This window comes from Rufibacter tibetensis, from assembly GCF_001310085.1.
Taxonomy (GTDB): Bacteria; Bacteroidota; Bacteroidia; order Cytophagales; family Hymenobacteraceae; genus Nibribacter; species Nibribacter tibetensis.
In genome coordinates this window covers 3,461,763-3,488,711 of the sequence record NZ_CP012643.1, presented here as the reverse complement: position 1 = coordinate 3,488,711, position 26,949 = coordinate 3,461,763, and the positions used below count along the sequence as shown (strand labels likewise).

The window sequence follows — 26,949 nt, the reverse complement described above, 5'->3', positions numbered from 1 at the left end:
GGTTTCAATAACCTGCTAGTTTCACCATACTCCTTCAGAACCAATGAGCAGGATTGCATCAAAAGGCATGGTCTTCATTTTTGCTTGCACAATTGTCTTTCACCTTTTGGTTCTCACCTCGGTGATCCCGTTTACCATTGTGGGTGGTGGCAGAGTCACAAACCAAACTGAGATGTACAAGGTAGAAACACCGGCCCTGCTGAACGTCTTTTTCCTGTTTGTTGCCCTTGTGCAAGCAGGGTACGTACGCCTGCGAGTTTCTCCCAAGGTTCTATCCGGGGTACTTTGGTTTATATTTGGCATTTTCCTGTTGAACACGGTAGGCAATCTCTTTTCTAACAGCCATTTAGAGAAGCTTATCTTTACTCCTGTCACTTTCATCTTAGCAGCTTTTTCGGCCATTCTGGCGCTGAACAGAACCAACAAAACTGCTTGACCAAAGTGCCTCTAAAAGCACGCCAAAGCTGTGTTTTATTTGGCAGAAAGAGGGTAAATAATCCTGATTTACTAAACCTCTGCCCGCTTCTGTTTGTTTGATTTATAGACAAACAGAAGAAGATGGAAAACACAAATTTCAATACAAATCAGCAAGCTGAGACCAGAAACAGAATCATAGATGCCTTCATTGAGCACGTGCTGGAGACCGGTAAACCACCTGTTTCAGTATACAAGTTTGCCCAGAGCCTTGGCATTCCGGAAGAGGAGTTCTACCGTTACTTCACCTCGTTTCAGGGGGTAAAAGGCGCCGTGTGGGAGCGCATTTTTGACGAGACTTTCGCCATGATGCACGCTCAGGAAGTGTACCAATCGTACTCGGCTAAAGAGAAACTCCTGTCATTCTACTACACCTGGATAGAAGTCCTGAAGAAGAACCGAAGCTACCAGCTCGCCTTGTATGAGGGCCACGCCGACTTCAAGAAGGTAACGCCCCAGGAAGTGAGAAGCTTCCGGGACAAGTTCAGGAACTTCGCCAAAGGCATCATTCAGGAAGGCAAAGCCAACGACGAGATCGTGGACCGCAAGTACATTTCAGATAAGTATGACGAGGCCTTGTGGCTGGAGACATTGTTCGTCTTCCAGTTCTGGCTGAAGGACACCTCCGTTTCCTTTGAGAAAACTGATGTAGCCATAGAGAAGTCCGTACGCCTGACTTTTGATCTGATTGGGAGAACTGCCGTGGACTCTTTCGTGGATTTAGCCAAATTCCTTTTCCAGTCTAAATAACCCTTCATGAGCAGTAGCCAACCAGAGCAAAACCATATTCCCACCTCCAAAGTACAGCGGGCCTCTAAATTCATAGGAGCCGGCGCCAAAGTAGGTGGAAATTACATAAAGCATTACGCCAAAAAGATGGTGAACCCCTCTCTGAGCAAAGAGGAACTTCACAACAGCAACGCCGAAGACATCTATGCTTCTTTGAGCGAGCTAAAAGGCAGTGCCCTGAAAGTGGCGCAGATGATGTCCATGGACAAGAACATCTTGCCGCAAGCGTATCAGGACAAGTTTACCATGGCGCAATACAGCGCGCCGCCGCTCTCCTACCCGTTGGTGGTGAGAACCTTTCAAAAAGCCTTTGGGGTAGCACCAGAAGGCATGTTTGACACCTTTACTACTTCGGCGGTAAATGCCGCGTCCATTGGGCAGGTCCACAAAGCCACTAAGAACGGCAAAACGTTCGCGGTAAAAGTGCAGTACCCCGGCGTGGCCGATAGCGTTACCTCTGACCTGCGCATGGTGAAGCCGTTTGCCTACCGTTTACTCAACATGAACGAAAAGGAGATGGACCACTACATGGAAGAGGTGGAAGAGAAACTGCTGGAGGAAACTGATTACAAACTGGAGGTAAAACGGTCCACCGAAATCTCCCAGGCCTGCAGCCATATCCCGCATCTGAACTTTCCGACCTATTACCCTGAACTCAGCAGCGAGCGCATTATCACCATGGACTGGTTGGAAGGCGACCATTTGAAAGAATGGCTCCAGACCACCCCCCCGCAGGAAGCCCTCAACCAGATTGGGCAGGCGCTCTGGGACTTCTACCACCATCAAGTTCACAACTTAAAGAAGGTACATGCAGATCCGCACCCAGGCAACTTCATCGTGCAGGAAAACGTGACCTTGGGCGTGATTGATTTTGGGTGCGTTAAAGTTATTCCGGAGGATTTCTACCGGGGTTATTTCTCCCTGATCAGAAAGGATTCTCTGCTGAATGAGGACGAACTAAACCAGATCTTCTTTGACCTGGACTTTATCAGCGACCTGGACTCTGCTGAGGAGCAAGCCTATTTCAAGGGTGTTTTCAAGGAAATGATCTCGTTGTTAGGCAAGCCGTTTCATTCCGAAGCCTTTGACTTTGCTGATGACGCCTACTTCAGCCAGATTTACTCGCTGGGCGACCGGGTAGCCAGAGATAAGATGTTCCGGAACTCACGGCAAGCCCGGGGCTCTAGGCACGGTCTGTTTATTAATAGAACCTACTTTGGGCTGTATAGTTTGTTGAACCAGCTTGGAGCCCACATTAACACTACTAAACCCGACTGGCTGAAATAAAAAGCAGCCAATTGGTTGGTTGTCTCTTTTCTTGAGAGCAGCAGACTACCAGATTTTGTGGAACCAGTGAAAGCGAATCAGTTGAGGTAAAAAAGATCAGGTAAACTGTTTATAATGATTTCGGTTATTCATATAAAAATTCCGTAAAATACTATAAACCAAATATATTTAACTCTATGACTACTAAAACTGCTTCTCTTCTCATTGGATTCACGTTTCTAGCTGTGGGGCTTTTAGGTTTTGTTCCAAACCCCATTATTGGTGATTCACACAACGCTATTTTTCATACTGATGCGGTGCACAACATGGTGCACCTGGCAAGTGGGGCTTTGTTTGTGTTAGTGGCCTTGGCAGCACCAGAGCGGGCGGCAACCTTTTTGAAGGTGTTTGGGGTTGTGTATTTTCTATTAGGCGTCATTGGCTTTGTCGCCATTGGGTCAGAGGGCATGACGCACCTGTTGGGTTTCTTACCTGTTAATGGCGCAGATAATTACCTGCACATTGCCTTAGGCGTTGTAATCTTTTTGGCCGGAATGCTGCCTAGAAGAAGAATTGCCGGTATTGGATCCAGAATATAGGATTTCAAAAGAGTACTCCTGTACGAAAATTTTATACCGAATCGGTTTAAGGAGTTTCCCCTTCTTAACCAGATAAACCTATAAAGCGTTTGGGGGCTGTTTTTGTAAAACAGCCCCCAAACGCTTTATGCTGGTAATCACTTTCTCTGCTGAGTTTCCGTATAATAACTTACCTGAAATACAAAGAGTACGCTCCCGTAGAACAGCCCTAAAAAACCAGATACCCAACTTTTCTCCCGTACGAAAGGGCTGCTGATCTTGCTATAGTGGATGAGCATCATTAACGCAAACCATTATGAAAGTTGATCAGGAATTTGACACCTCCCGGGCTCAGGCCTTCGGAAGTGCTATGCTGGACACCCTCAACAAAAGTGCCCTTTCCTTCATGATCTCCATTGGTCACCGCGTGGGGCTTTTTGACACCATGCGCCAGATGGACTTCGCAACCTCCATGGACATTGCCGAACGGGCCAACCTGAATGAGCGGTACGTAAGGGAATGGCTCGGAGCCATGGTAACTGGTGGTATTGTCATTTATGCCCCAGAAACCCACACCTATTTTCTACCCCCAGAGCACGCCGCTTACCTGACCCGTGAAGCAGGGCCAGACAACATGTCGGTTCTTTTGCAATACAGCGCCATGATGGGCAAGGTAGAAGATAAAATTGTGGATTGTTTTAAGCATGGCGGCGGCGTGCCTTACGGAGAACACCACCGCTTCTATGAAGTAATTGACGAAGACAGCAGCCAGTCTGTGTTATCTTCCCTGGAGAGTCATATTTTGCCATTGGTACCAGATTTACGCGAAAAACTGGAGAAAGGCATCTCCATGTTGGATGTGGGCTGCGGATCAGGCAGCATCCTGATTCGGCTGGCTTCCCTGTTTCCAAAGTCAAGGTTTACCGGCATTGATTTCTCCACCGAAGCCATTGCCAATGCCAACGCCGGAACAGCCACCTATGGAGTAGAAAATGTGCATTTCAAGCTTAAAAGCTTGTCTAACTTCCACCATGATGCGCCTGAGGAAAAGTATGATGTTATTAGTGCCTTTGACGCCATCCATGATCAGGGACAACCGCTGAACGTGCTGAAGGGCATTTACAGGGCCCTGAAGAAAGACGGGGTTTTCCTGATGCAGGATATCAGTGGCACAAGCCATTTGGAAGAAGACATTGCACACCCCATTGCTCCTTTTCTGTATACCCTTTCCTGCATGCATTGCATGACCGTATCTCTAGCCCAGCATGGCGAAGGCCTTGGTGCCATGTGGGGAGAGGAAGTGACCCTTGAGTATTTGAAAAGAGCAGGCTTCAGCAATATTGAAACCCATAAACTACCGCATGACATACAAAATAACTGGTATGTGATCACGAAGTAACAGAGACTCTACAAACTGCCACCTAGTAACTTTCTGACTCAACCTGCCCTAGAAAAAGGGAGGGATACTATCCCTTTGGCCTTAAAAAAAACGCGCCTTATCTGCTGTTTAGGGCTCCCTTTCATAAAAGAACGCTACAAAAGGAAGAGAACTGTTTCAACCATCCCCTTTTGTGGCTTTCTTCAGACTCTCCTATCTTTCATTCTCAAAATACGAAACCCTAGCTCCATGATCTTCCGGGAGGCTACGAAAGCAGACATACCCCAGATGCAGGTAGTAGCCATGCCGTAAAAGAGAATGTGCTTTCCAATCCTGCTTTGGTGACCGATGCTGATGTGGAGGAGTATATCACCAACCGGGGCAAAGGCTGGGTCTGTGAAGCGGAAGGCAAGGTGGTGGGCTTTGCCATTGCCGATTTACAGGACCATAACATCTGGGCCTTATTTGTTGATCCGGAATATGAAAAGAAAGGTATAGGTAGACATTTGCATGACCTAATGCTGGAGTGGTATTTCAGTCAAACCACTGAGACCGTCTGGCTAGGCACTGGTCCTGGCACCAGAGCAGAAACCTTTTACCGAACAGCAGGTTGGCAGGAAGTTGGTACCCACGGCAATGATGAGATTAAGTTTGAAATGTCTTCTGCGGATTGGGTTAAACAGAAAGCCTCCTAAAAGCACCTCTCTTAGGTCCAGTTATTAAAATCCGCACTAGAAAGTCGTTGATGCATTTTAGGGCTGTTTTCTAGAAATGGTCTTCTAAACACCTTTGACCCTCCTATTTAAATAAAAAATACCCCGGCCTACCTTCCATTTTTAAGCACCGAAGCGGGAAAGGCCAATCCATGGTGAATTGATTTGCTCAGGATCACGTTCTACGGTTACAAAAGAAAAAATGTATATACAGGGATTTTTGCCCCAAACGTTTATACACTAATTTCAAGCTTGCCTTTTTCCAACCTTCCAACGGGAAAAGCTTTTTTAGTTTTTACATAATATTAAATGATCACAAACCTTCTGCGTACTAGCAACTATGGCAATCGGACTACTGGCAAGTGAACAAACGGCAGGTCAGGCCACTGACAAAAACAACCCTCTTTTACAGAAGTACACTACTCCGCACCAGGTTCCGCCTTTTCACCTGATCAAGGATGAGCATTTCAAACCTGCTTTGCAGGAAGGAATTCGGCAGCACCAGCTGGAGATTGACGCCATCGTGAATAACGCCAAGCCGGCCACGTTTGACAACACCATTCTGGCCATGGAGAATACCGGGCAATTGCTGGGCCGCGTGTCTACCGTTTTCTACAACCTGAACTCGGCTAATACCAATGAGCAGATTCAGAAAATCGCCCGCGAAATAGCCCCGGAGCTTTCCACGCACAGTGACAACATCATCCTGAACAAGAAGCTGTTCGACCGCGTGAAAACGGTCTGGAATAACAAAAAGAACTTGAAACTAACTTCTGAGCAAGAGAAACTGCTGGAAGAAACCTACAAGTCTTTTGTGCGCAGCGGTGCCAACCTGAACAATGCCGACAAGGAGAAGCTGAAGAAGATGAACGGCGAACTGTCGCTCCTCAGCCTTCAGTACGGGCAAAACATCCTGGCGGAAACCAATGCCTACCAACTGGTCATTGACGACATGAAAGACCTGGCTGGCTTGCCCGAAGGCGTAGTAGCTGCCGCCACTGATGCCGCCAAGCAAGCTGGTAAAGAAGGCAAGTGGGTGTTCACCCTGCACAACTCCAGCGTGATGCCGTTCCTGCAGTACGCCGACAACCGGGAGTTGCGCAAGCAAATCTGGGAGGCCTACTCGCTACGCGGCAACAACAACAATGACCACGACAACAAAGAGGTGTTGCGCAAGATTGTAAACCTGCGCCGTGAGAAAGCACAATTGCTGGGCTACAAAACCTACGCGCACTACGTGTTGGAAGAAAGCATGGCCAAGAACCCGGAGAACGTGAACAAACTCCTGGACCAACTGTGGGCGCCAGCTTTGGCTGTAGCCAAACAAGAAGAGCAGGACATCCAGAAAATGGTAGATGCCTCGGGCGCCAAGTTCAAAGTGACCCCGTATGACTGGCGCTATTACACAGAGAAGATCCGGAAAGAGCGCTTTGACCTGAATGAGCAGGATCTGCAACCGTACTTCAGCCTGGACAACATTAGAAAAGGCGTGTTCACGGTTACAGAGAAACTATATGGCCTCAAGTTTAAACAACTGCCCAACCTGCCTAAATATCACGAGGATGTAACTGTTTATGAAGTTTCCGAAGCTGATGGCAAACTAGTAGGAATCATCTACATGGACTTTTTCCCGCGCGCCTCTAAAAGAAGCGGCGCCTGGATGACGTCTTATCGTGCCCAGAAAATGGAGAAAGGCAAACGTTTTGCACCCGTAGTGTCTATTGTCTGCAACTTCACCAAACCAACCGGCGAAGCTCCTGCCCTGCTCACCTTTGATGAAGTAACCACCTACTTCCACGAGTTCGGCCACGCGTTGCACGGTTTGCTGTCTAATGTGACCTATGAAAGCATGGCCGGCACCTCGGTACCTCGTGACTTTGTGGAACTACCTTCACAGATCATGGAAAACTGGGCCGCTGAGCCGGACGTCTTGAAAATGTACGGCACGCACTACAAAACGGGTCAGTTAATCTCAGAAGAGTTGATTCAGAAAATGAAGAAAGCCGGCACCTTCAACCAAGGCTTTGAAACTACTGAGTACCTGGCCGCTTCTTTGCTGGATTTGGCATATCACACCCAAACCCAGAACCTGGAAGGTGACATCAACCAGTTTGAGAAAACGGCCATGGCCAAAGTGGGTTTGATGGAGCAAATCCTTCCGCGCTACAGAAGCACCTACTTCAGCCACATCTTCTCTGGCGGCTATTCAGCGGGCTATTACAGCTACATCTGGTCGGGCGTGCTGGACACAGATGCGTTCCAGGTCTTCAAGGAAAATGGTCTGTTCAACAAAGAGAAAGCCAAGTCCTTCCGGAAGAACATCCTGGAGAAAGGCGGTACCGTAGACCCTATGGAATTGTACAAAAAGTTCAGAGGCGCTGAGCCAAGCATACAACCTTTGCTAAAGAAACGCGGCTTGACTCCGGTGAGTTTGTAGTTCATACTTATAGACAGAAAGTAAAGAACCAAGACTTTCTGATGGAGTAATAAAGGAATCGGCTCCTTTCAGGTAAAACTGGAAGGAGCCGATTTGATTTAGAAGCATTTAAAAAGCTTTTTTTATCAACAATCAAACGCCTTCGCAGAAACATAGGGCACACCTCTTCACACTAAGTGACTTTGCGACTAATTTCATAACCAACTTATCAACCTTGGGTTTAGCCTAAACTATGTAATAGTCAACACTAGGCAAGTCAAAGCACTTGCTTAAGTAAAGTTTCACTTACACGCAACCTTCTTAAAAATGCAATCATAAGATGAGTGTCATAATTTATTAGTATTCCGGCCTATCTACGCTTCCACAAACAAGCTATATCTGTGTGAGTACACCTTTGATTTTGATGAGTAGTGGTAGCTATAAAGCTATTTTCAGCACTATTTTGAAAATACCGACTCCTATCACTCACTCACATATCCATCAGAACTAAGCATAAACTCACTTCATCAATCCAATCATTATTTGAATTAAAAAAAGAAGATCAAACCTATTCACCTCAAATGATACCTTATAATTTTTATTATTAAACTAATTTCTTTTATTAGGTACATTAATTATGAAAGTGTTCTCCCCAAACACTAATCACTACTTCTTAGGTAATCGACTAGAGCCACTTATCTGCTTTTGAAAATAGATTACCTGTAGAATAATTACCATACACAAAAACCAACCATGCTCTTTTTTAGGCTGATTGACTTTAAACTACTTCTGGTGGTACTGCTTTTTGCATGCCTTACTAATACCATGGCTAACCCAGTGGGTTCTCCTTGGTACCAGAAGACTTTTGTTTCAAAAGTTTGGGATAACAAAAGTGGCTTGCCACAGAATACGGTTTTTGACCTCCAAAAAGATCATCAGGGATTTCTATGGGTGGCAACTGAAGAGGGTATGGCTCGATTTGATGGAAATACTTTTGAAGTGTACAATGACTTCAATATTGCTGCCCTAGCCTCCAGTTCTTTTTACGCAATAAGCCCTTCAAGAAAAGGTGGCATTTGGGCTGCGATTGACAACGCCATTGTGCGTTTCCATCAGAACAAGTTTTTGGTAGTAGATTTAAAAAAACATGTCAAAAACTCTAGAATTAGCTGCATCACCGAAGATGCACAAGGCAGGCTTTGGGTTGGAACCCAGTCTGGCGAATTGTTCTACTTGCTAAACAACTCGGTTTTTCTTGTGAAAGCCTGGGCGTTCAGCGGCAAGAAATCTATTCAGGCTCTGGTCACATCTCCTAATGGACTGTACATTGGAACAGATGGTGGATTATACCAATTAGACAAAGAGTTAAAAAAAGTAACACAAGTTCCAGGGTATGAAACTAAGTACATCCGCACGTTAGCCGTTGCCCAAGACCATTCTCTTTGGATTGGCACCAAAGAACATGGAGTGTTTCACCACACTCAAGGGCAGGATGTAAACTATACTGTAAAAGATGGCCTGGCTGAGAATTTTATTACTGCTCTCTCCATAGCACCAGACGGCACTCTCTGGGCAGGGACACTCACATCTGGCCTTCACAAATTAGAAAAAAGCAGGTTTTCCCCCGTGCAGCTTAAGGGGGTACCTGAAGACGGAGTGAGGGCCATTCTGTTCAGCTCCCCAAACATAATGTGGTTAGGCACCGCTGCCTCTGGGTTAGTTCAGTTAAAGCCCGCCGAGGTACAGATGCTTTCCCCCACATTCAAGGAGTCTAATAAGGTTATTCTTCCTATTTACCAGCACCCAAATGGAGATGTTTGGATGGGCACCAATGGCACAGGTGTTACCAGAATCTCAAAAGGAAAAAGCTTTAGCTACTCCAAACTGCAAGGTTTAGCAACGGATTTGGCTCTTAGTATTGCTGGCACCAAAGGAGCAGTTTTTATTGGCACTCCCAGCGGTTTAAACCGTTTCAATCTGAACACTGGAAAAATAGACAGAACTTACACCCAGCAAGATGGATTAAGAAGTGATATCATCCAGGCTATTTACGCTGACAGCAAAGAAAAGCTTTGGATAGCAACCCGTTCTGGCGGAATCCACTTATTGCTCCCTACTGGTGAAATTCAGAAGGCGCAACTGCCTAAGGCTTTCGCTAATATTGATTTTGTCAGCATTTTTGAAGACCGCCAACAAAATATGTGGTTTGGCAGTCGGGGTGCAGGTATGGTGAGAATTTCTGCCCAGGGAGAACTTACTAATTTCACAATCACGCAAGGACTTCCTGCCGGCATTATAGATTGCTTTTACCAAGACCCTGAGGGAGATCTTTGGTTAGGCACTGACAAGGGACTGGTGTGTTTTACTGGCAACAGGTTCATTTTATTTAATAAAACCAATGGCCTTCATTTCAATGGTATCTACAGAATTCTGGATGATGGCAAAGGGTCTCTGTGGTTAAGCGGCACTTTTGGTTTGCAGCGCATTGCGCTCCAGGAACTACAAAAAGCAAAAGAGTCTAAGACTAAAAACACCCAGATCATTGCTCAGTTGTTTGACACCTCAGACGGGATGTACAATGCGGAAACAAACGGTGGCATTTTTCCAGCAGGCTACAAATTACAAGATGGCACCCTGTGGTTTCCTACGGTAGAGGGGGTAGCTATTGTGGATCCTGCTTCTCTCAAGATGCAGAAAGAGCCAGTTAACACACTTGTGAAAGCTTTCAGGGTTGGCAATAAAGAATTAGACTTTCTGCAAGGCATTGTGCTGCCAGCAGGCGTAAATACCATACAAATTGATTACACCAGCATTCAATTCAACAAACCTGCCTCAGTTAACTTTTATTACCGGCTTAAAGAATTGAGTGATACCTGGGAGTTTGCTGATAAGAGAAGGACTGCTTATTTCACCTCTCTGGAACCGGGCACTTACACTTTTGAAGTGAAAGCTGAAATGAATGGCGTTTGGTCAAAACCTGCGCAGCTTACTTTTGAAATAGACCCTTTCTTTTACCAAACCAATTGGTTTACAGCGCTCATAGTTCTTACGCTGTTTTTGGCCGGCTTTTTTGTAAAAAAATTTCTCACGAAAGATCAGCAGGAGAAAGCTTTGAAGCAATTGGTAGCAGAGCGCACCAAAGAACTGAATACAAGCAATGCCCGCTTTAAACTAGTGAACAAGATTACATTCCTGGTTATCTGGGAGTATGATTTGGCACAGGAAGAACTCTACTGGGGCGAAAGCTTTGAAAGTATACTGGGCCACAGATCTGCCGACAAAAAAGAGAACATGCGAATATGGTATGACAACCTGCATCCGGAAGATGCAACAAGGGTTATGTCCTCATTTGATAAAGCGATCAAAAGTGATACTCTGACCTGGCAGGAAGAATACAGGTTCAGGAAAGGAGATGGTCAGTACGCCAGCATTATTAACAAAGCTTATATATTAAGAGATGACCAGGGCAATGCCACCCGCATGTTAGGTTCAATCCAGGATGTGACTAAGGCCAAAGAAGAAGAGCAAAGACTGAAATTGTTAGAATCTGTGATTACCAATGCCACAGACGCTGTTATTATCACAGATGCTCAAGTAGATGCATTTGGGCCCAAAATCCTCTATGTAAATAAAGCATTCACCAAAATGACCGGCTACCCAAAAGAAGAGGCAATTGGTCAGTCTCCGCGTTTCTTACAAGGTCCAAACTCAGATAGAGAGGAACTAGACCGCATGAAAGCGGCCCTTCTACTTGGAGAGCCATGTGAGATTGATGTTGTGAACTACCGCAAAAACGGTGAAGAATTCATTGTAAATATGAATGTTTCGCCGGTAACTGATCAAAAAGGAAACCTCACGCATTTTATTTCTATTGAACGTGATTTCACCGAGCGCCGGGAATACCTGAAGGCCATAGAAGACCAGAACAGCAAGTTGCGGGAAATTGCCTGGATACAGTCGCACGTGGTAAGGGCACCGTTAGCCCGTATTCTAGGGTTAATCTACCTGCTAGAAGATGGTCCCCACTCTAAAGAGGATCTGCAGACAATATATGGGTACATTAAATCATCGGGCCTGGAACTGGACACTATCATTAGAGACATTGTGAAGAGAACCGAAGAAGTAGAGAAAGAGGTAGAAGTAATGTTTTAACCCAATACTCAATAAGGGAGAAATTGATGTACAAGTGCACTATTAGACATTAATAGAGTTTGCCTTGATTCTGTAAACTAGTTCTATCCTAGTGAATTAGTTTTTCACCTTCACATAAAATTTTGTTGCTCGCAAAGCTTCCTGTTTGGCTTTTCCTTCTTTTCTCATGTGTTTCAACAAGGCCGCGCGGTGTTGGTGACAGGCGGCTGCTACATAAGAGTCGGGAAAAGAGCACCGCCTCAAAAAGTGCCTCTTTACATGGGGGCTCCAATGACCGAGAGAACTCCGTTCGCCAGACAATCTTTCCAGTAGGTGAGAAAGGAACGTTCACTGCGACGCTTCACTTGAATTTTACCTTCGCGGGGTGCTTTCCCGTCCTCCTCACTTGCAGACTTCAGCACCACCTTGTTAGCCACCAATGATTTGATTTTGTTTCCTAATGACTGCTTATTCTCTTCATCCTTGTTCAGCATGTCAATTTTGAAGTCTTCATACTGCAGCTTCATGGAGCCTTGGGCAGAGGTTTTTGTTAATTCCACTCTGAACGAACCACTTTGCAGCACCCCGCTTTTCACACTCACAAACATACTAGGCTCTACCATCGGGTTCAGAATGGCGGGATATCCCTTCCCGATGGTTCCTTCTATGGAATGGTACCAGTTGGGGTCAAGCAAGGCCAGCCGCACCGTAGCTTGCAAACGCGCTTTGCCCATGAGCAAGCCACTGCCTTTTAAAACAGCCGGACGTTTTCTGGAGATGAGGTTTTTGTCATTAGTGAGGTTGGTGAGCGTCAAATCAATGTTGCTGCCCGTGACGTACCCGGTTTTAAATGCTTTTTCAGAAAGTTCTTCGTATCTGACATACAGGTCGCGCACCTTAGCCGTGCGTATGTTCACCCCAAAAGTCAGTTTCTGAATCAGTTCATGGGGCATAATACCTGATCCTTTAGCGGGATACATCTTCCCGTCTTTATAGGCATTCACCTTAGGCTTCTGAGCCACCAATGACCCAATATAAATGTTCGAGTTCCTGGACATGGTTCCAAAATCCACCTTGCCTAGCCTTAGCTCCGGCACCTGCACGTGAAACCTGGTTACGGCCTGTCCTGCCTCCCTGGACATCTCCGTGGCGCTGCGCAAAGGAATAAGCTGGAGTTGAGTGACTGATAATACTTTGTCTTTAGTAGATGCCTGTAAAAGACCGCTCTTGATTTTATAATTTCCATCAGGCAACATAAAGGAGGCTTTCTTTACAGATGCCGTAATGTTTTTGCTGTAGAAAGCACGAGTTTCGTCCTGGAATGAAACACTGTCCAGTTGCACCCCCTCGGCCTGAACATCAGCGCCTGATAATGAAAACAGCTCTGCTTTGCTGTCTGGTTTGTTCCTGAACCGAAATGCTCCCTCTTTGATATTGATTTCATTGATGCCAATTTCCCGGAACTTCTCTCCCACCGTTTCATGCAGGGGCTTAGAAGTAGTGTCTTTCTTCATCTGTTGAAGCGTCCAATCAGGATGATTTAACTGGATAGAACTTACCCCAAAAGCCCCCCCAAAAAGCAATTTGACAAAACTAATTCCGCGCACCTGTACTTTGGAGGCTTTCAGGTGAGAAATACTGGCTGGTGCATCTTCTGGAGTAGTTCTCTGCAGGTGGTTCCAGACAGAATCACTTGGAGTAAGTTCTAGTGAATCGAGCGCAACAGATCCTGTGAGCAGAGAAACGTTCATGCGGGACATTTGCAGGGCATACAAGCCTTTTGATTGGGTACTTATCTGTTTCTTTAACTTCTGTTCGGCCCATGTATTCAGGTTCTGGGATACAAACAGTAGAAGCACTAGGATGACTACAAGAACCGTGGCGCCAACAGCCAGGTACTTCTTACTTTTTGAGGTATGTTTTGCTTCTTGTTCCACGACACAAACTTGGTTCGGCCTCTTGTACGCAGCCTGATTGGGAGCAATCGTATTTACCGCACATTTTGAGAAATAAATGGCAAAAGTGCGTTGCTGGACAGATGCTTGACTTGTTCAACGACCCTCATGCCGTGTTCGCATTTCAAGGTTATTATAAATACCTAATCCAAATTTTAGTTTACTACCTTTTTTCAAAAATCTGCTCATAAACTGCTTACAAAAGCCAGGTGAACGTACCGAAACGTATAACCTAAATCCATTTAGGTCTAACTACCTTTGTCCATCACCTATAAAATCACCAGAACCGAGCAAGTATGTTACCAGACACCGAAACGCCAGAGCAGGAAGACCACGAAGAGTATTACAGGGCTTATTTCGGGAATGATGCCGAGTACTACTTACAGAAATTGGAACAGTACAGAGAAGGCCGAAAAATCACTTTTAACATTGCCGCCTTCTTCTTCGGGATTTTCTGGATGCTGTACCGGAGAATGTATAAACAAGGACTCATTATAATGGTTGCCTTGACCGTGGAATCGTACTTATTGAGTTTGGCCATCCAGCAGTATGGCATTTCAGAATCTGACGCGAGAATGCTAAACAATATCTCCACTTTGTTCTGGAGCACATTAGTGGGTTTTCTGGGTAATTGGCTTTACTTGAAACAGGCGCAAGCCAAGGTAGAGCAGGCGCTGGAAGAGGAAGACCAAGAATCAGAAATTATTTCAAGACTTACCGCCGAAGGAAATATCACCTTGATTCCGCATATCATTATTGCTGCACTCATACTACTCCTTATCTTAGTGTATCAAACTGGCTTGTCTATGTAAGACAACTAATGCCATCCAAAGAATCTAAGTATTAATGAGGCGTCTCCTATAAACCATAAAGGCTATTTATAGGAGACGCCTCTGACTCTGCCATATTTAAGGAGTTTTTTTGAACTTCCTACAACCTGTAAAGTCAAACCAGTTCTCTGATTTTCTTTTGATGGCTTGACTTTTTTTCTCTGTTCACACGTTTTCAGATTGAACCTCAGTTATTTAAAAAAATAATTGAAGAATTATTCATTAAAGTAAACTAAGACACGTAATTGTCAAAGATGATCTATATGAAGACCATTATAATCTAATAAAAAATTTAAATTGAATATATTTTATACTAACTTGCAGATTATTAACCAACAGTATTATTTTTTTAAAGTTTGTTTATATAATATCTACTATATTAGATAGATGTTTACGTTACTAGTAATGCAGCACAACATTAAAGTGGGGCTGCAGAATGCTACTCAGGGGTAAGTTACAAACCTTACCTAATGTATATTGAAGATGCTAACCATACACCAGGATACGTTTATTCAACAGCATAGCTACATGAAAAGACATGATGCAATAGACAATTGCTAACCAAAGATCCTCGCCACCAGATAACCTTGCTTTAGCAGAAGAGCTCGGTCCCCCAACACTAGCACCTGCCCTTTACCAGAATAACGTCAGAACTAACCAAACTACTCAACGCTTTAAAAGGCATGGATAACACCACACCTACACCGCATAACACTTCACCGGCCGAAGGAACTGAGAAGCCTAGTATCTTATACATAGATGACGAGGAAGATAATCTTGTAGTTTTTAAATCAACTTTCAGAAAGTTCTTCAAAGTTTTCACGGCAATGTCTGGTGACGAGGGACTGAAGATTCTTGCTTCAGAACCCATCTCCATCGTCATCATAGATCAACGCATGCCTAAAATGTCTGGAGTACATTTTCTAAAAAGTTTGCCAGATGACCCTGAAATAATAAGGATGATCCTCACTGGCTATAGTGACCCAGAGTCAATGCTTGAGGCCATTAATAGCGGGAAAGTGTACAGGTACATCATGAAACCTTGGGACAGGGAAAACCTTAGACGCATTATGGAGAATGCCATTATAGAACTTAACACCCGCAAAGCAAACAGGCAACTGGTGGAAGAGTTGAAAGCGGCGAAGGAAAGTCTGGAGAGAAAAGTGGCAGAACTTACAAAAGAGGCAAATCAGAATTTTGAAACTGAAGACGCCCCTCAAGAAGACACTCAAAAGCAGAATAGATAATATACCTCCACCCTACTTTCTGATTTGAGAGAATCTGCTACTCAAGTTTATTTAAACATCTTGTTAAGGTGATTCAATTTACCTTAATCTCTTCTTTTTATTAAAGAGTCACTAGGGCGAGGTATACCCTTTTTTAGGGTAATGCATACTTTAACAATAAGGGAAGTATTGCAGTTGTTATCCAATCTTTCATAAGAAACAGACATTAAAGCTTGGTCTTTATAATTAAATAATCTATTTTTAAACAAAAATTTTCATATAATGATGCATATAAGTTAGCTTAACTGATGCATATTATACTTTTACCGAATACTTATGCCTAATAATACGGTTAACAAAGGCAACTGGGATTGGGAAATCAATTCTAAAACACATTATTGGGGGTTGAATGTCAAAGAACTTTGGCACTATCGGCATTTATCTTCCAGTCTAGTCCGCAAAGATTTTCTATTAAATTACCAGCAAACTGTTCTGGGTCCTTTATGGCTTTTATTACAGCCATTACTAACCCTTGCTACTTACATACTTGTATTCAATAAACTTATTGGGGTTTCTACAGGTAAATTACCGCCTGTACTTTTCTACTTGTCAGGTATAGTCATCTGGAACTTCTTCCATGATACTCTAATAGGCACTTCATTTATTTTCAGGGAAAATGCCCAGATTTTCAACAAAGTGTATTTCCCCCGGCTTGTCATACCCTTTTCTCAATTAGGAACTCAAATTTTCCGTTTTGGCATTCAGTTTGCTATGCTTTTGGCCATGCTTGGTTTCTACGTAGTTTTCATGGGTTATGAACTTCCCACTACGTACCTGACCATCAGTTTACCATTTATAATAATATTAGTAGGGCTCACAGGGTTGGCACTAGGGTTGATCTTTTCTGTCATTACAGCAAAGTACAGAGACATAGTTAACCTGGTCTCCTTTGGAGTACGTTTGCTTATGTTTTTAACCCCTGTGCTATACCCCGTCAACTTTGTCCCAGAGAAGGTCAGATGGATAGTCCAATTCAATCCGCTCACCTCCTACTTCGAATTATTTCGGTTAGCTCTCTTGGGAGAAGGATTGACTTCCAGTTGGAGCATTGGGTATAGCATAGCGGTAACTTTATTACTTTTAATCATCTCTATTTCTGTCTTCAACAAACAAGGAGACAAACTAATAGACGTAGTTTAACATGGGAGAAGTAGCCATTCAAGTTGAAAATCTGTCTAAGGTATACCAGTTAGGTACCATTGGCACTGGAACGCTGAGGCAGGACTTTAGCCGTTGGTGGACCACCTCCGTGCTCAAAAAAGAAGATCCTTTTCATATTCCGCATCCTTCCGGAGAAACTGTCTCCGGCAATGACCGCCCAAAAGCGTATTGGGCTTTACAGGATATTTCATTTGACGTTAAACAAGGGGAAGTATGGGGCATTATTGGAAATAACGGAGCTGGAAAATCAACTTTACTGAAGATCATTTCGCGTATAGTGAAACCCACTAAAGGCGTGGTGCGGGGTAAAGGCAAAGTAAGCAGCCTTTTGGAAGTTGGAACTGGATTTAACCAGGAACTTACCGGACGGGAGAACATCTTCCTGAGCGGTTATATCCTGGGTATGAGCAAGGGAGAGATTAAAGCCAGGTTTGACGAGATAGTTGATTTTTCTGGTATTGAAAAGTTCTTGGATACTCCAATAAAAAGGTATTCCTCGGGCATGTACGTTCGGTTGGCTTTTGCAGTAGCTGCCCACCTGGAACCAGATATCCTTATTTTAGATGAAGTCCTTGCGGTAGGCGATGCTGAATTTCAGAAGAAATGCTTGGGGAAAGTAAAAGATGTCTCAAGAAGCGAAGGCCGTACAATTCTGTTTGTAAGCCACAGCATGCAGGCAGTGAGTAATCTTTGTGACCATGCGCTTTGGTTACAGAAGGGCAAACTCATGGAGACCGGAGCAGCCACAACTGTAATCAACAACTACATTAAAGGCATAAGAAAATTCCAACTCCACCACACCTGGAACAACTTGGTGGAAGCTCCAGGCAATGAATTTGTCCGGTTCAAAAGCATTAGGTTGATACCTCAGTTTACTGATGAAGATGCTCCTTTAGATATCAGAATTCCCCTTACTGTCAAGTTTCAGTTCTGGAACCTGTTAGACGATCAAGACCTGAGCGTGGGCCTACACCTTTTTTCATATGGAGGCGAATGCATTTTTGATGTCCCGTCTCCTTCTTTCATGTGCAAAAAAGGCATTGTGGAAGGCGAATGTACTATACCCGGCAACTTCCTGAATGACGGTTCTTATTACATCTCTCTCATTGTAGTAAAAGACACCTCTGTAAACCTTTTTTATTACGAAGAATGCCTCTCCTTTGAGATAGAAGATTACAGAGGCGACATCAAATGGTTTGGCAAATGGATGGGAGCCGTACGTCCTAAATTCCCCTTCCATATTTCTCAAAAAGAACTGGTCATTCAGGAATAGCAATTGTTCTGCCATGGAAGTACATGCCCCATACCATATTTCGCACGTCTATCTGGACAAGCAACTGCTTACCCTTCCTAAGCTTAAGACAGAGCAACAGGGTAACTATCTTGTGTTTTGGTGGGATCAGATAGCGTTAGGGCATGTGTTTTTAGAACCTGATCAAGAACTACCCCTCACAGAATATCTGCAAAAATTAGCTAAGGCCATTGAGCCTGCTGTAAATCAGTATGCTAATTCTTCAAACTATATGGTTGATTGGCAGCAATGGATAGTGAACCAAAAGCCAGAAGATTGGGCAGTATGGATGCAAGCAATTCTGCAGGCCCATCACTCTCAAACCATCCCCAATAGAGTAGATATCTCTGTAGTCATCTGCACACGCAACAGGGCTTCCCACTTACAGCGTTGTCTTGTAATGCTCCAGGAACTTAAATGTGTCCCGGTTGAGATAATTGTAATAGACAATGCACCTTCTGATGACAGCAGCCACAGAGTCGTGGAGCTTTTTAAAGAAGTACTTTATGTAAAAGAACCCCGCCCCGGATTAGATATAGCCCGCAACACCGGTATCATGAAAGCCACTTCACCCATAGTGGCTTTTGTGGATGATGATGTAGAAGTGCACCCTTTATGGGTACATCAGGTTTGGAAAACGTTTCAGAACCCCAATATTGCTGCCATGACTGGCTTGGTTATAGCTTCAGAGCTTAACACCGAGGCTCAACAGATTTTTGAGCAACATTGGAGCTTCAACAGAGGCTATGAAGACAAAGTTTATGATTCAAACTTCTTTAGTTCAAATCTTCATCACGGCCCTCCGGTTTGGGAAATAGGAGCTGGTGCAAACATGGCTTTCAGAAAGTCTGTGTTTGAGAAAGTGGGGTACTTTGATGAACTATTGGATGTAGGGGCTGCGGGCTGTAACGGAGATTCAGAAATGTGGTACCGGATTCTTGCTGATGGCTTAACCATCTACTACAACCCAAGAGCGGTCGTGTACCATGAGCATAGAAAGGAACTCAGTGGTTTAAAGAAGCAGATTTTCTTTTACATGCGGGGGTTTATCGCCGCCGCTCTTTTGCAACAAAAACTAAATCCTCAGGCAGACTACAAAAGGCTCCTACTACAGGTTTACCCTAAATTTTATTTTTTGCTTGTGGCAAGAGGGTTTCCAAGATTCCGGGGACGCAGCAGGACCATATGGGCAGAGATGAAGGGAATAATATCTGGATTAGCCTTTTACCTCAGAAATGGAAAGCATTCTTCTATACCCCGTAATCAGACTGCTTCCGCAAAAAGAAAGCTTACCACAGCTGAAGTGGTTACAAATTAGAAAAGGATAACCTGCATCATCTTCCTTATGGCAATAACATTGCAACCAAAACCAGAGTCAAAAAGCAGTTCTTCTGAGCAGCCTCAGGCAGCTATGCCCTTGGTTTCTGTTGTGATTCCCTGCTATAACCATGGTAATTACCTTCTTGAAGCTTTTGAGAGCATTTGGAGACAAGATTATCCGGCTATTGAAATTATTGTGGTAGATGATGGTTCTAAAGACAATACACGTCAAATAGCCCAAGCAATAGAGGGGATAATTTACATCCACCAGGAAAATCAAGGACTTTCCGCCGCCAGAAATACCGGAATCAAACATGCAAAAGGGCAGTTTCTCGTTTTTTTAGATGCCGATGACTGGCTGCTCCCAGGAGCCATTTCCATTAACGCAGCATACTTAAAACAAAACTCAGAATTGGCGTTTGTGTCTGGAGCGCACGATAAGGTATTTGAACGAGAAGGGTTTTCTAAAGAAGAAATTTGGGAAGTGCCTTCTAATCATTATCAGCAGCTACTGCAGGGAAACTACATTGGCATGCATGCCACTGTCATGTACAACCGGTGGGTTTTTGATGAATTTCTTTACAATACTTCCCTTCGGACTTGTGAAGACTATGATTTGTATCTGAATATAGCACGCAAGTATCCTATTGCCCATCATACCCAGAAAATAGCGGCCTATAGGCTTCATTCGTCCAATATGTCCGGGAACATTCCTAAAATGTTGTCCTCTGTATTGATGGTGCTGGACCGGCAACAAAATGTGCTAACCTCTGCCCCAGAACGTGCTGCTTTCACCAGGGGAAAACAGATATGGAAAGAGTACTACTGTCACCAACTATGGGATAAAAGAATTTCAGAAGGCACTGCACCTCTTCTACAAGACCAATTGACATTCCTTCGGCACCAACCAACTTTATTGTTTAAGCATTACCTTAAAAAAGCGGCTATGATCAAAACACTTATAAAAAAGACAACACCTTCTTTTGGGCTTAGATGGTTACATAAAGTTGGCCTATACCAAAACCACTTACCGGCAGTAGGCCATGTTGCTTTAGGGGATTTTGGTCGTACTTCTCCTTTCAGTAGAGAATTTGGGTATGACCGGGGAGGTCCAGTAGATAGATACTACATTGAAAACTTCTTACAAAAAGAGGCAGCTGCTATTAAAGGAAGGGTTTTAGAGATTGGAGACAATGAATACACCATGCAGTATGGAGGCAAAAATGTCACTAAAAGTGACATACTCCATGTGAATGACAAAAACCCTATTGCCACCATTATTGGAGACATCAGCGCTGCTCCCCAGATACAAGACAATAGTTTTGATTGTATTGTCTTAACTCAAACCTTGCACCTTATCTATGATTTCAAAGGTGCCTTAGAAACCTGCCACCGCATTTTGAAGCCAGGCGGAGCTTTATTACTCACAGTCCCTTACATCACTTCTATTGACAAAGATGAATGGGGCGAAACTTGGTACTGGGCTTTCACGGACAAGGTTCTGAAGAGAATCATGGCCGACACCTTCCCATCTGGGCAGGTGGAAGTAGGCTCCCACGGTAATGTGTTTGTAGCATCTGCTTTTCTGTATGGCATGGGCAAACCAGAGCTTTCCCAAGCTGATTTTGATCTGTATGACCCCCAATATCAAGTTATCAATACAGTGAAAGCCATTAAAGCCTCTCATTCTTGAAAGCAAGGTTACACTACCTATATCAAAAGTTTTTAGTAAACAGGGCGGTAGTGCTCATGTACCATCGTATCGCTACTCCGGAATCTGATATTTGGGATATTGCAGTAAGCCCCAGCAACTTTGAGCAACAGCTTACTTTTCTGAAGAGACACTTCAATGTTATTCCATTAAGTGAGTTGGCAGAAGTAGTAGCCCGCAAAAAGATTAAAAGGAAAACTGTCTCTATTACTTTTGATGACGGGTATGTTGACAATTATGTGACAGCTAAACCACTTTTGGAGAAGTACGGCTTACCTGCTACCTTCTTTATTGCCTCCGGGAATATTGGACAAGAAACACCCTTTTGGTGGGATGAACTTGAACAGTTGATTCTATTTGCAGAAATGTTGCCTCAAGTGTTTTCCCTGCCTTTTTACGAAAACGGCGGCAAAACCGACCTAAAGGAAGAAAGCTTTCTAAGTCCTGAATTACGGCTAAAACATACCACCTGGAAAGCATGTGAGGTAGAACCGCCTACTTTGCGGGCTCACTTATATTATTCTCTTTGGCAACAGCTTAAGCCTCTTCCCTATCAAGAGCAGCAGGCAAGAATGAAATTAATCAGAGAGTGGGCAGGTCATGTTGTGACACATCCTGAACTTAAAAGCATGTCAGTTGATCAGCTGAAGAACTTGGGAAGCAATCTACTAGAGATTGGCACACACACCGTCACTCACCCGGCTTTGGCCTTCCATGATGTTGCCTTTCAAAAACAGGAAATATTTGAGAATAGGAAGTGCCTGCAAGAGATAACTGGCCAGGAAGCTAATTTGATAGCTTATCCTTACGGAAATTACAATGAAGACACCTTGAACTCAGTAGCCAGTTTAAATTTCAAAGCCGCCTTTACTACTGAAGAGCGACCTATAAACAAACAAGCGCACCAATACCGATTGGGCAGGTACCAGGTTAAGAATTTACCTTTTCATGAGTCCAGTTCCATATTTAACCAATGGTGATTTTAAGTAATTAAATCCAAGCTTATGAGTATTGCTTCTTTTCCTCTTGTGTCTGTTATTATCCCATTTATGAATGAGGAGAAGTACCTGAGCGAGGCTATTGAGAGTGTCCTTCAGCAAGACTTTACAGATTGGGAATTGCTTTTGGTGGATGATGGCTCCACAAATGGAAGCACATTGATAGCTAAAGATTATGCGGCAAAGTACCCGGATAAGATTTTTTACATAGAACATGAAGGGCATATAAATAAAGGAGCTACTGTAAGCAGAAATCTAGGAGTTGAAAAGTCAAAGGGTGCTCTTATAGCACTTTTAGATGCAGATGACACATGGTTGCCTCAGAAACTCTCTATACAAACGGCTGTATTTAAATCTGATCCTTCCATTGAGATGGTGGCCGAAGCTTCCCTTTACTGGTTCAGTTGGTGCGATCCATCCAAGGAGGACATTCTGATTCCGGTAGGAGTTCAACCTGATAAAGTATATGGTCCCGGTCAATTGATGCTCAACCTATATCCTTTAGAAAAAGGTGACGCCCCCTGCCCTAGTGCTTTGTTAGTAAAAAAATCAGCCATATTAAAAGTTGGGGGCTTTGAGGAATCTTTCATTAAGCAATACCAACTTTATGAGGATCAGGCATTCCTTTGCAAGATTTACCTAAACTGCACAGTATATATATCCTCTGCCTGTAATAACCTCTACCGCCAGCGCCCTGATTCTACTGTTTATTGGGTTAAAGAGAAAGGTCATTATCATGTAGTTAGGAAATATTTTTTAGAGTGGCTGCAAGCATACATGAAGAAGCAGGGATTACAAAATAAAGAGGTACTTAAGTTATTAAAGAGAGCGTTGCTCCCCTATCACCACCCTTTAGTTTACCGAATCACCCACATCTTACCACAAGCTGTTGTTCAGTATTCTAAAAGGTTATTAGCCACCTCTCCATCCAAAGTTTAAAGAAAGAGAACAAAGATAATTAGAGGCAAAAGCCATGGCTGCAATAACGATTTTGATGCTGTTTATAATTCTGAAAAGCACCTGGCAGAAGCTATTGAAAGCTTCCTGCACCAAACCGTTCATAATTTTTAGTTCTCTATTTTGATTGATGGCTTTAAAAATCAGAGTCAGGCGATCATACAATTATACAAGAATATTAAAGTGCATTTTCTCCAAAACAATCATGAATCAGAGATTTACTATACTCATGAAAAAGGCATTCAAATTGCTCAGACCAACACCATCGTCAAAGTAGATTTTGATGATGATATCGACCTGACCAATCCTTTCGAGAAACAATATTCTTTCATAAAGACCTATCTAAATTCAGAAACTGTTGAAGAGGTATGGCCTTATTAAATTGAAAGCAGGCTCCTCTACTACAATCTAAATTTAATCAGCTCGATTTATGACCCAACTTCGATGTCTTTAGAAGAGGTTGCCTATCATAGGGAAAATTCAGTATTCCTTACTTTAAAGGAAAGCTTCATTGCCCAGATGGAATTTATCACTGCGGATAAGCCATTGTCAAACTCTAGCAAGTACACCTGTATCAAACTTTTAATTAATTTAATTGCATTTATATTATAATTAATAAAATTTTTCTTAAATTATTACGCTTTAATAAATTACCCCTTACCTGATTACCATCTTAGTATGAGTCAAATTTTAGAAAAACCTCCAATAATCAATTCTTTGATTCATCAACATGATCGACCTTTATGGTCGGTCATGATTCCAGTATATAATTGTGCACATTATCTTACTGAAACATTAGAAAGTGTGCTAATGCAGGATTTAGGGGAAAGTGAGATGCAGATTGAGGTGATTGATGACGCAAGCAAAGATGCTGATGTAGAAGAAATAGTTACCAGGATTGGAAAAGGCAGAATCAAATACTTCCGACAAAAAGAGAACATTGGAAGTCTTAAAAACTTCGAGACCTGTCTCAATCGTTCCCAAGGCAGGCTAGTACATTTACTGCATGGAGATGATCGGGTGAAACCCGGTTTTTACCAAACAATGGGTAACCTTTTTCAACAATATCCAGAGGCAGGCGCCTCTATTTGTCGCTTTCATTATATAGATGAAACCGGCAAACGGTTATATGACCAACATCTGGAAATGGAAAGAGAAGGCATTTTAGAGGATTGGCTAGTTCAGGTTGCAGTGAAAAACCCTTCTCAATATGCAGCTACCGTGGTACGGAGAGAAGTTTATGAGAATTTAGGAGGTTTTTACGGCATCACTTATGGGGAAGACTGGGAAATGTGGGTAAGAATCGCAAAGCACTATCCTGTGGCTTACACTCCCAAGATGTTAGCTGACTACCGTTTGCATTCCAATTCGATTTCGGGCACTAAATTCCTTACTGGTCAAAACCAAAAAGATATCATCAAGGTGATGGAGATGATCCAAGATCATTTACCCAGCCATCAAAAAGAGTTGGTATTAAAAAAGTCAAAGAAGTTTTATGCTCATTACGGAGTAAGCGTTGCTAATCAAGTGTGGCATAGTATCCACCACAAGCAAGGCGTCAAAACCCAGATTAGACTAGCTCTCAGAATGCATTTAGACCCTATGCTCCTTTTTACCACCGCAAAGGTGTACATCAAGATGTTGCTGAACATAACGTAAAAAGAAGAGCAGGAGAATTTTTTATTTTTTTGATTAATTGCTTTAAACTAAAGCATCAGTAACCTAGTACCGGGACTTTAATAGTAAACAGATCAACTCCTCAACTACAATACTACTGCCACTTACCAATCAATAAAGACTAAACTTCCTTCTAAACTAGTTTTAAGAAAAAGAGCTTTAAAAGAACTTAGCGATTTTCACTGTAGAGAACAAAGTTAGACTTACTTAGTGCATGGTTATTTCTGGTTAGCCATGTTAAAGTTAAGCCTCCTTTTCACTCCTATATCCCTACCCGGTACCTGCCTCAGAAAACATCAAGCTTTTTCTCCCTTTTGACTTATAGGAAGTGTTTTTAGTTCACAAAAGGAAATCGAAAGGCTCCGATCAAAATAATATTGCCTAGAGTAACCAAAAGAGCAATCAGGGCTGCTAACACGTCAAGCATACTTTATCTAAACTTCATAGCTCAAGAAAGAAGGGTAATGCTTTTCACCTCCCTCTCTACTTTATAGAAAAGCACCAGACAAACAGACCAGTTCCTGGAACAATCCTTTGAATTGAGTTACCATATGTTTCGTCAGGTACGGTTACATGCTCCCCAAAGAAAGAGCTGAGCACACCAAACATGAGCCAGAAGGCTTTTTTGCGCAGTGTGCTCTCTATTTTATAAGCCAAAGCTATCATTAGACACCCACCATAATCCGGGCACTCCCGTCTAACTATACCTAAAAGAATTATGCTTGAGTAAGGCGCCAGCTTATACGAAACTGTAAGCATTTAAACATCACCAGAGAAAGATAGGGGTTCGTCTATGCTGCCAACTTCTCTGATGAACAGTATCCCCACTTACCTCCTGCAGAGGAGCAAGCTACTCCAAAACCTTTCGCTGCACTCTGATCTATAACCCGCCTCCCTCTAAGCAAAATCAACAATGAAGAGAGTAAAGGGTAGTGTTCAAATTTCTGATTATGTACTTCTTCCAGGCATATATATCAACAACCTAAAACACAACTACTTACAACAACTTCAGCTATGTAAAAAGTCACTTTATTGATATAAAACAGGTAAATCAATATACCCCACCCTAAATAATCATATTTATAAATAAATCACTTTAGAGTTTCTTGATCTTGTTAGAACCTTGACAGTAACTTTTATCTAAAAAACATATCTGTTATTGAAAAAGCTTCTAGGTTAGTAAAGTATCAAATATTGAACCCATAAATCACTCAAGAACCAGTTTAGTACTTATCAGCTAAAGGCAAGTCTACCGCCCAGGTAAAGCTTTAATTTCAGATTGAAAATTTGTAACCACGGAATATTCTATTTCAAGATTTAAATTAACCAAAATAATAATAAAAATTCTTTATACCCCTATAATATATAAATTTTCATTCTATATATATAATTCTAATATTATTAAAATTATTACAGTTTCTACTTTCTAAACTAAATAAAATTAGAAAGTATGTTAAAACCTTTAATTCACCTCCTTAAATTCTTTTCAAAGAACCTGCAATATTACATTCCTCTAACCTTAGGATTATCAAAATTCATAGCATAACATCTTGATAATATCGAGCTCATTAAAGAAAAATACACCGAATAATACAATACAATCCTTCATATCATCCATTGTACATTAAATATTTTCTATTTTTGATACACACTACTTGCTTTATCTAGTTATGGTTTTATTTTCGTGAAAAAATTATAAACCTATGACATAACAAGTACTTGAACTTATCCCAGACCAGCTGCCACACAACACACCTATTATTGATGTGATTTCCTCAGCAGCAACACTTATTACCATCAGTCTTGAGAATTACAGGACATGGTAGTTTACCTCATCCCAAACCCTAGAACTAAACCCTTAATCATGTTTAAGCAAACCTATTTATTACTACTATTCCTTCTCTGTATAAACAAACTAGTCTACTCACAAACCGAAACAAGAATAAATTTTACCTCTGTATCTTCTAACATAAATACAGGTCAGAACTATAGTCCTTGGCTTGACGACAATCTTAGTA

General features: G+C 42.7%; 18 protein-coding genes. 17 read left to right on the top strand and 1 reads right to left on the bottom strand.

Features of this window, described 5'->3' with window-relative positions:
* Positions 1 to 43: 43 nt before the first annotated feature.
* The 8 genes from DC20_RS14230 (at position 44) to DC20_RS14195 (ending at position 11,766) form a co-directional block, all read left to right on the top strand.
* Complete coding sequence (locus DC20_RS14230; protein WP_062544443.1) at positions 44 to 436, top strand: hypothetical protein; 393 nt, start codon at positions 44 to 46, stop codon at positions 434 to 436.
* Between the two features lie 122 nt (positions 437 to 558).
* Positions 559 to 1,224, top strand: coding sequence for a TetR/AcrR family transcriptional regulator (locus DC20_RS14225; RefSeq protein WP_062544442.1), 666 nt, complete (start codon positions 559 to 561; stop codon positions 1,222 to 1,224).
* A 6-nt stretch (positions 1,225 to 1,230) separates the two neighbouring features.
* Positions 1,231 to 2,550 (top strand): ABC1 kinase family protein, encoded by a 1,320-nt coding sequence (locus tag DC20_RS14220; protein WP_062544441.1) that lies wholly within the window; start codon positions 1,231 to 1,233, stop codon positions 2,548 to 2,550.
* Between the two features lie 176 nt (positions 2,551 to 2,726).
* Positions 2,727 to 3,128 (top strand): DUF4383 domain-containing protein, encoded by a 402-nt coding sequence (locus DC20_RS14215; RefSeq protein WP_062544440.1) that lies wholly within the window; start codon positions 2,727 to 2,729, stop codon positions 3,126 to 3,128.
* A 295-nt stretch (positions 3,129 to 3,423) separates the two neighbouring features.
* On the top strand, positions 3,424 to 4,506 hold the full coding sequence (locus DC20_RS14210) for a class I SAM-dependent methyltransferase (protein ID WP_062544439.1): 1,083 nt from the start codon (positions 3,424 to 3,426) through the stop codon (positions 4,504 to 4,506).
* A gap of 299 nt (positions 4,507 to 4,805) precedes the next feature.
* Positions 4,806 to 5,180 (top strand): GNAT family N-acetyltransferase, encoded by a 375-nt coding sequence (locus DC20_RS14205; RefSeq protein ID WP_245652212.1) that lies wholly within the window; start codon positions 4,806 to 4,808, stop codon positions 5,178 to 5,180.
* Between the two features lie 358 nt (positions 5,181 to 5,538).
* Positions 5,539 to 7,635: a M3 family metallopeptidase gene (locus tag DC20_RS14200; protein ID WP_062544438.1), complete on the top strand. Its 2,097-nt coding sequence runs from the start codon at positions 5,539 to 5,541 to the stop codon at positions 7,633 to 7,635.
* A 732-nt stretch (positions 7,636 to 8,367) separates the two neighbouring features.
* Complete coding sequence (locus tag DC20_RS14195; RefSeq protein WP_062544437.1) at positions 8,368 to 11,766, top strand: two-component regulator propeller domain-containing protein; 3,399 nt, start codon at positions 8,368 to 8,370, stop codon at positions 11,764 to 11,766.
* Between the two features lie 254 nt (positions 11,767 to 12,020).
* Here DC20_RS14195 and DC20_RS14190 read toward each other — a convergent pair whose 3' ends face one another.
* The gene (locus tag DC20_RS14190; RefSeq protein ID WP_062544436.1) at positions 12,021 to 13,682 is read right to left on the bottom strand and encodes a hypothetical protein; all 1,662 of its coding nucleotides are present in this window, start codon (positions 13,680 to 13,682) and stop codon (positions 12,021 to 12,023) included.
* Positions 13,683 to 13,996: 314 nt separating this feature from the next.
* On the opposite strand from DC20_RS14190, the gene DC20_RS14185 reads away from it, so the two are divergent.
* The 9 genes from DC20_RS14185 to DC20_RS14140 all read left to right on the top strand — a co-directional run bounded on the left by DC20_RS14185 (position 13,997) and on the right by DC20_RS14140 (position 24,913).
* Entirely contained in the window at positions 13,997 to 14,512 is a 516-nt protein-coding gene (locus DC20_RS14185) for a DUF2628 domain-containing protein (RefSeq protein WP_062544435.1), read from the top strand.
* Positions 14,513 to 15,213: 701 nt separating this feature from the next.
* Positions 15,214 to 15,777 (top strand): response regulator, encoded by a 564-nt coding sequence (locus DC20_RS14180; protein WP_071885468.1) that lies wholly within the window; start codon positions 15,214 to 15,216, stop codon positions 15,775 to 15,777.
* Between the two features lie 315 nt (positions 15,778 to 16,092).
* Positions 16,093 to 16,956, top strand: a complete 864-nt coding sequence (locus DC20_RS14175) for an ABC transporter permease (protein ID WP_071885467.1) — start codon at positions 16,093 to 16,095, stop codon at positions 16,954 to 16,956.
* Position 16,957: 1 nt separating this feature from the next.
* Entirely contained in the window at positions 16,958 to 18,250 is a 1,293-nt protein-coding gene (locus DC20_RS14170; RefSeq protein WP_062544434.1) for an ABC transporter ATP-binding protein, read from the top strand.
* A gap of 13 nt (positions 18,251 to 18,263) precedes the next feature.
* A complete protein-coding gene (locus tag DC20_RS14165) occupies positions 18,264 to 19,586 on the top strand; it encodes a glycosyltransferase family 2 protein (RefSeq protein ID WP_071885466.1) in 1,323 nt (440 codons plus the stop codon).
* A 27-nt stretch (positions 19,587 to 19,613) separates the two neighbouring features.
* Entirely contained in the window at positions 19,614 to 21,281 is a 1,668-nt protein-coding gene (locus DC20_RS23425) for a glycosyltransferase (RefSeq protein ID WP_083470333.1), read from the top strand.
* Positions 21,282 to 21,337: 56 nt separating this feature from the next.
* Entirely contained in the window at positions 21,338 to 22,279 is a 942-nt protein-coding gene (locus tag DC20_RS14155) for a polysaccharide deacetylase family protein (RefSeq protein ID WP_157593165.1), read from the top strand.
* Between the two features lie 24 nt (positions 22,280 to 22,303).
* Complete coding sequence (locus DC20_RS14150; protein ID WP_062544432.1) at positions 22,304 to 23,236, top strand: glycosyltransferase family 2 protein; 933 nt, start codon at positions 22,304 to 22,306, stop codon at positions 23,234 to 23,236.
* A 696-nt stretch (positions 23,237 to 23,932) separates the two neighbouring features.
* Entirely contained in the window at positions 23,933 to 24,913 is a 981-nt protein-coding gene (locus DC20_RS14140) for a glycosyltransferase family 2 protein (protein ID WP_062544430.1), read from the top strand.
* Positions 24,914 to 26,949: the final 2,036 nt, after the last annotated feature.

What these genes read in the sequence shown, in the direction of transcription:
- DC20_RS14180 (WP_071885468.1), top strand. Translation starts at nt 15,214, where the DNA reads ATGGATAACACCACACCTACACCGCATAACACTTCACCGGCCGAAGGA.
- DC20_RS14155 (WP_157593165.1), top strand. Translation starts at nt 21,338, where the DNA reads ATGTACCATCGTATCGCTACTCCGGAATCTGATATTTGGGATATTGCA.
- DC20_RS14170 (WP_062544434.1), top strand. Translation starts at nt 16,958, where the DNA reads ATGGGAGAAGTAGCCATTCAAGTTGAAAATCTGTCTAAGGTATACCAG.
- DC20_RS14225 (WP_062544442.1), top strand. Translation starts at nt 559, where the DNA reads ATGGAAAACACAAATTTCAATACAAATCAGCAAGCTGAGACCAGAAAC.
- DC20_RS14200 (WP_062544438.1), top strand. Translation starts at nt 5,539, where the DNA reads ATGGCAATCGGACTACTGGCAAGTGAACAAACGGCAGGTCAGGCCACT.
- DC20_RS14150 (WP_062544432.1), top strand. Translation starts at nt 22,304, where the DNA reads ATGAGTATTGCTTCTTTTCCTCTTGTGTCTGTTATTATCCCATTTATG.
- DC20_RS23425 (WP_083470333.1), top strand. Translation starts at nt 19,614, where the DNA reads ATGGCAATAACATTGCAACCAAAACCAGAGTCAAAAAGCAGTTCTTCT.
- DC20_RS14165 (WP_071885466.1), top strand. Translation starts at nt 18,264, where the DNA reads ATGGAAGTACATGCCCCATACCATATTTCGCACGTCTATCTGGACAAG.
- DC20_RS14195 (WP_062544437.1), top strand. Translation starts at nt 8,368, where the DNA reads ATGCTCTTTTTTAGGCTGATTGACTTTAAACTACTTCTGGTGGTACTG.
- DC20_RS14230 (WP_062544443.1), top strand. Translation starts at nt 44, where the DNA reads ATGAGCAGGATTGCATCAAAAGGCATGGTCTTCATTTTTGCTTGCACA.
- DC20_RS14210 (WP_062544439.1), top strand. Translation starts at nt 3,424, where the DNA reads ATGAAAGTTGATCAGGAATTTGACACCTCCCGGGCTCAGGCCTTCGGA.
- DC20_RS14215 (WP_062544440.1), top strand. Translation starts at nt 2,727, where the DNA reads ATGACTACTAAAACTGCTTCTCTTCTCATTGGATTCACGTTTCTAGCT.
- DC20_RS14185 (WP_062544435.1), top strand. Translation starts at nt 13,997, where the DNA reads ATGTTACCAGACACCGAAACGCCAGAGCAGGAAGACCACGAAGAGTAT.
- DC20_RS14175 (WP_071885467.1), top strand. Translation starts at nt 16,093, where the DNA reads ATGCCTAATAATACGGTTAACAAAGGCAACTGGGATTGGGAAATCAAT.
- DC20_RS14140 (WP_062544430.1), top strand. Translation starts at nt 23,933, where the DNA reads ATGAGTCAAATTTTAGAAAAACCTCCAATAATCAATTCTTTGATTCAT.
- DC20_RS14220 (WP_062544441.1), top strand. Translation starts at nt 1,231, where the DNA reads ATGAGCAGTAGCCAACCAGAGCAAAACCATATTCCCACCTCCAAAGTA.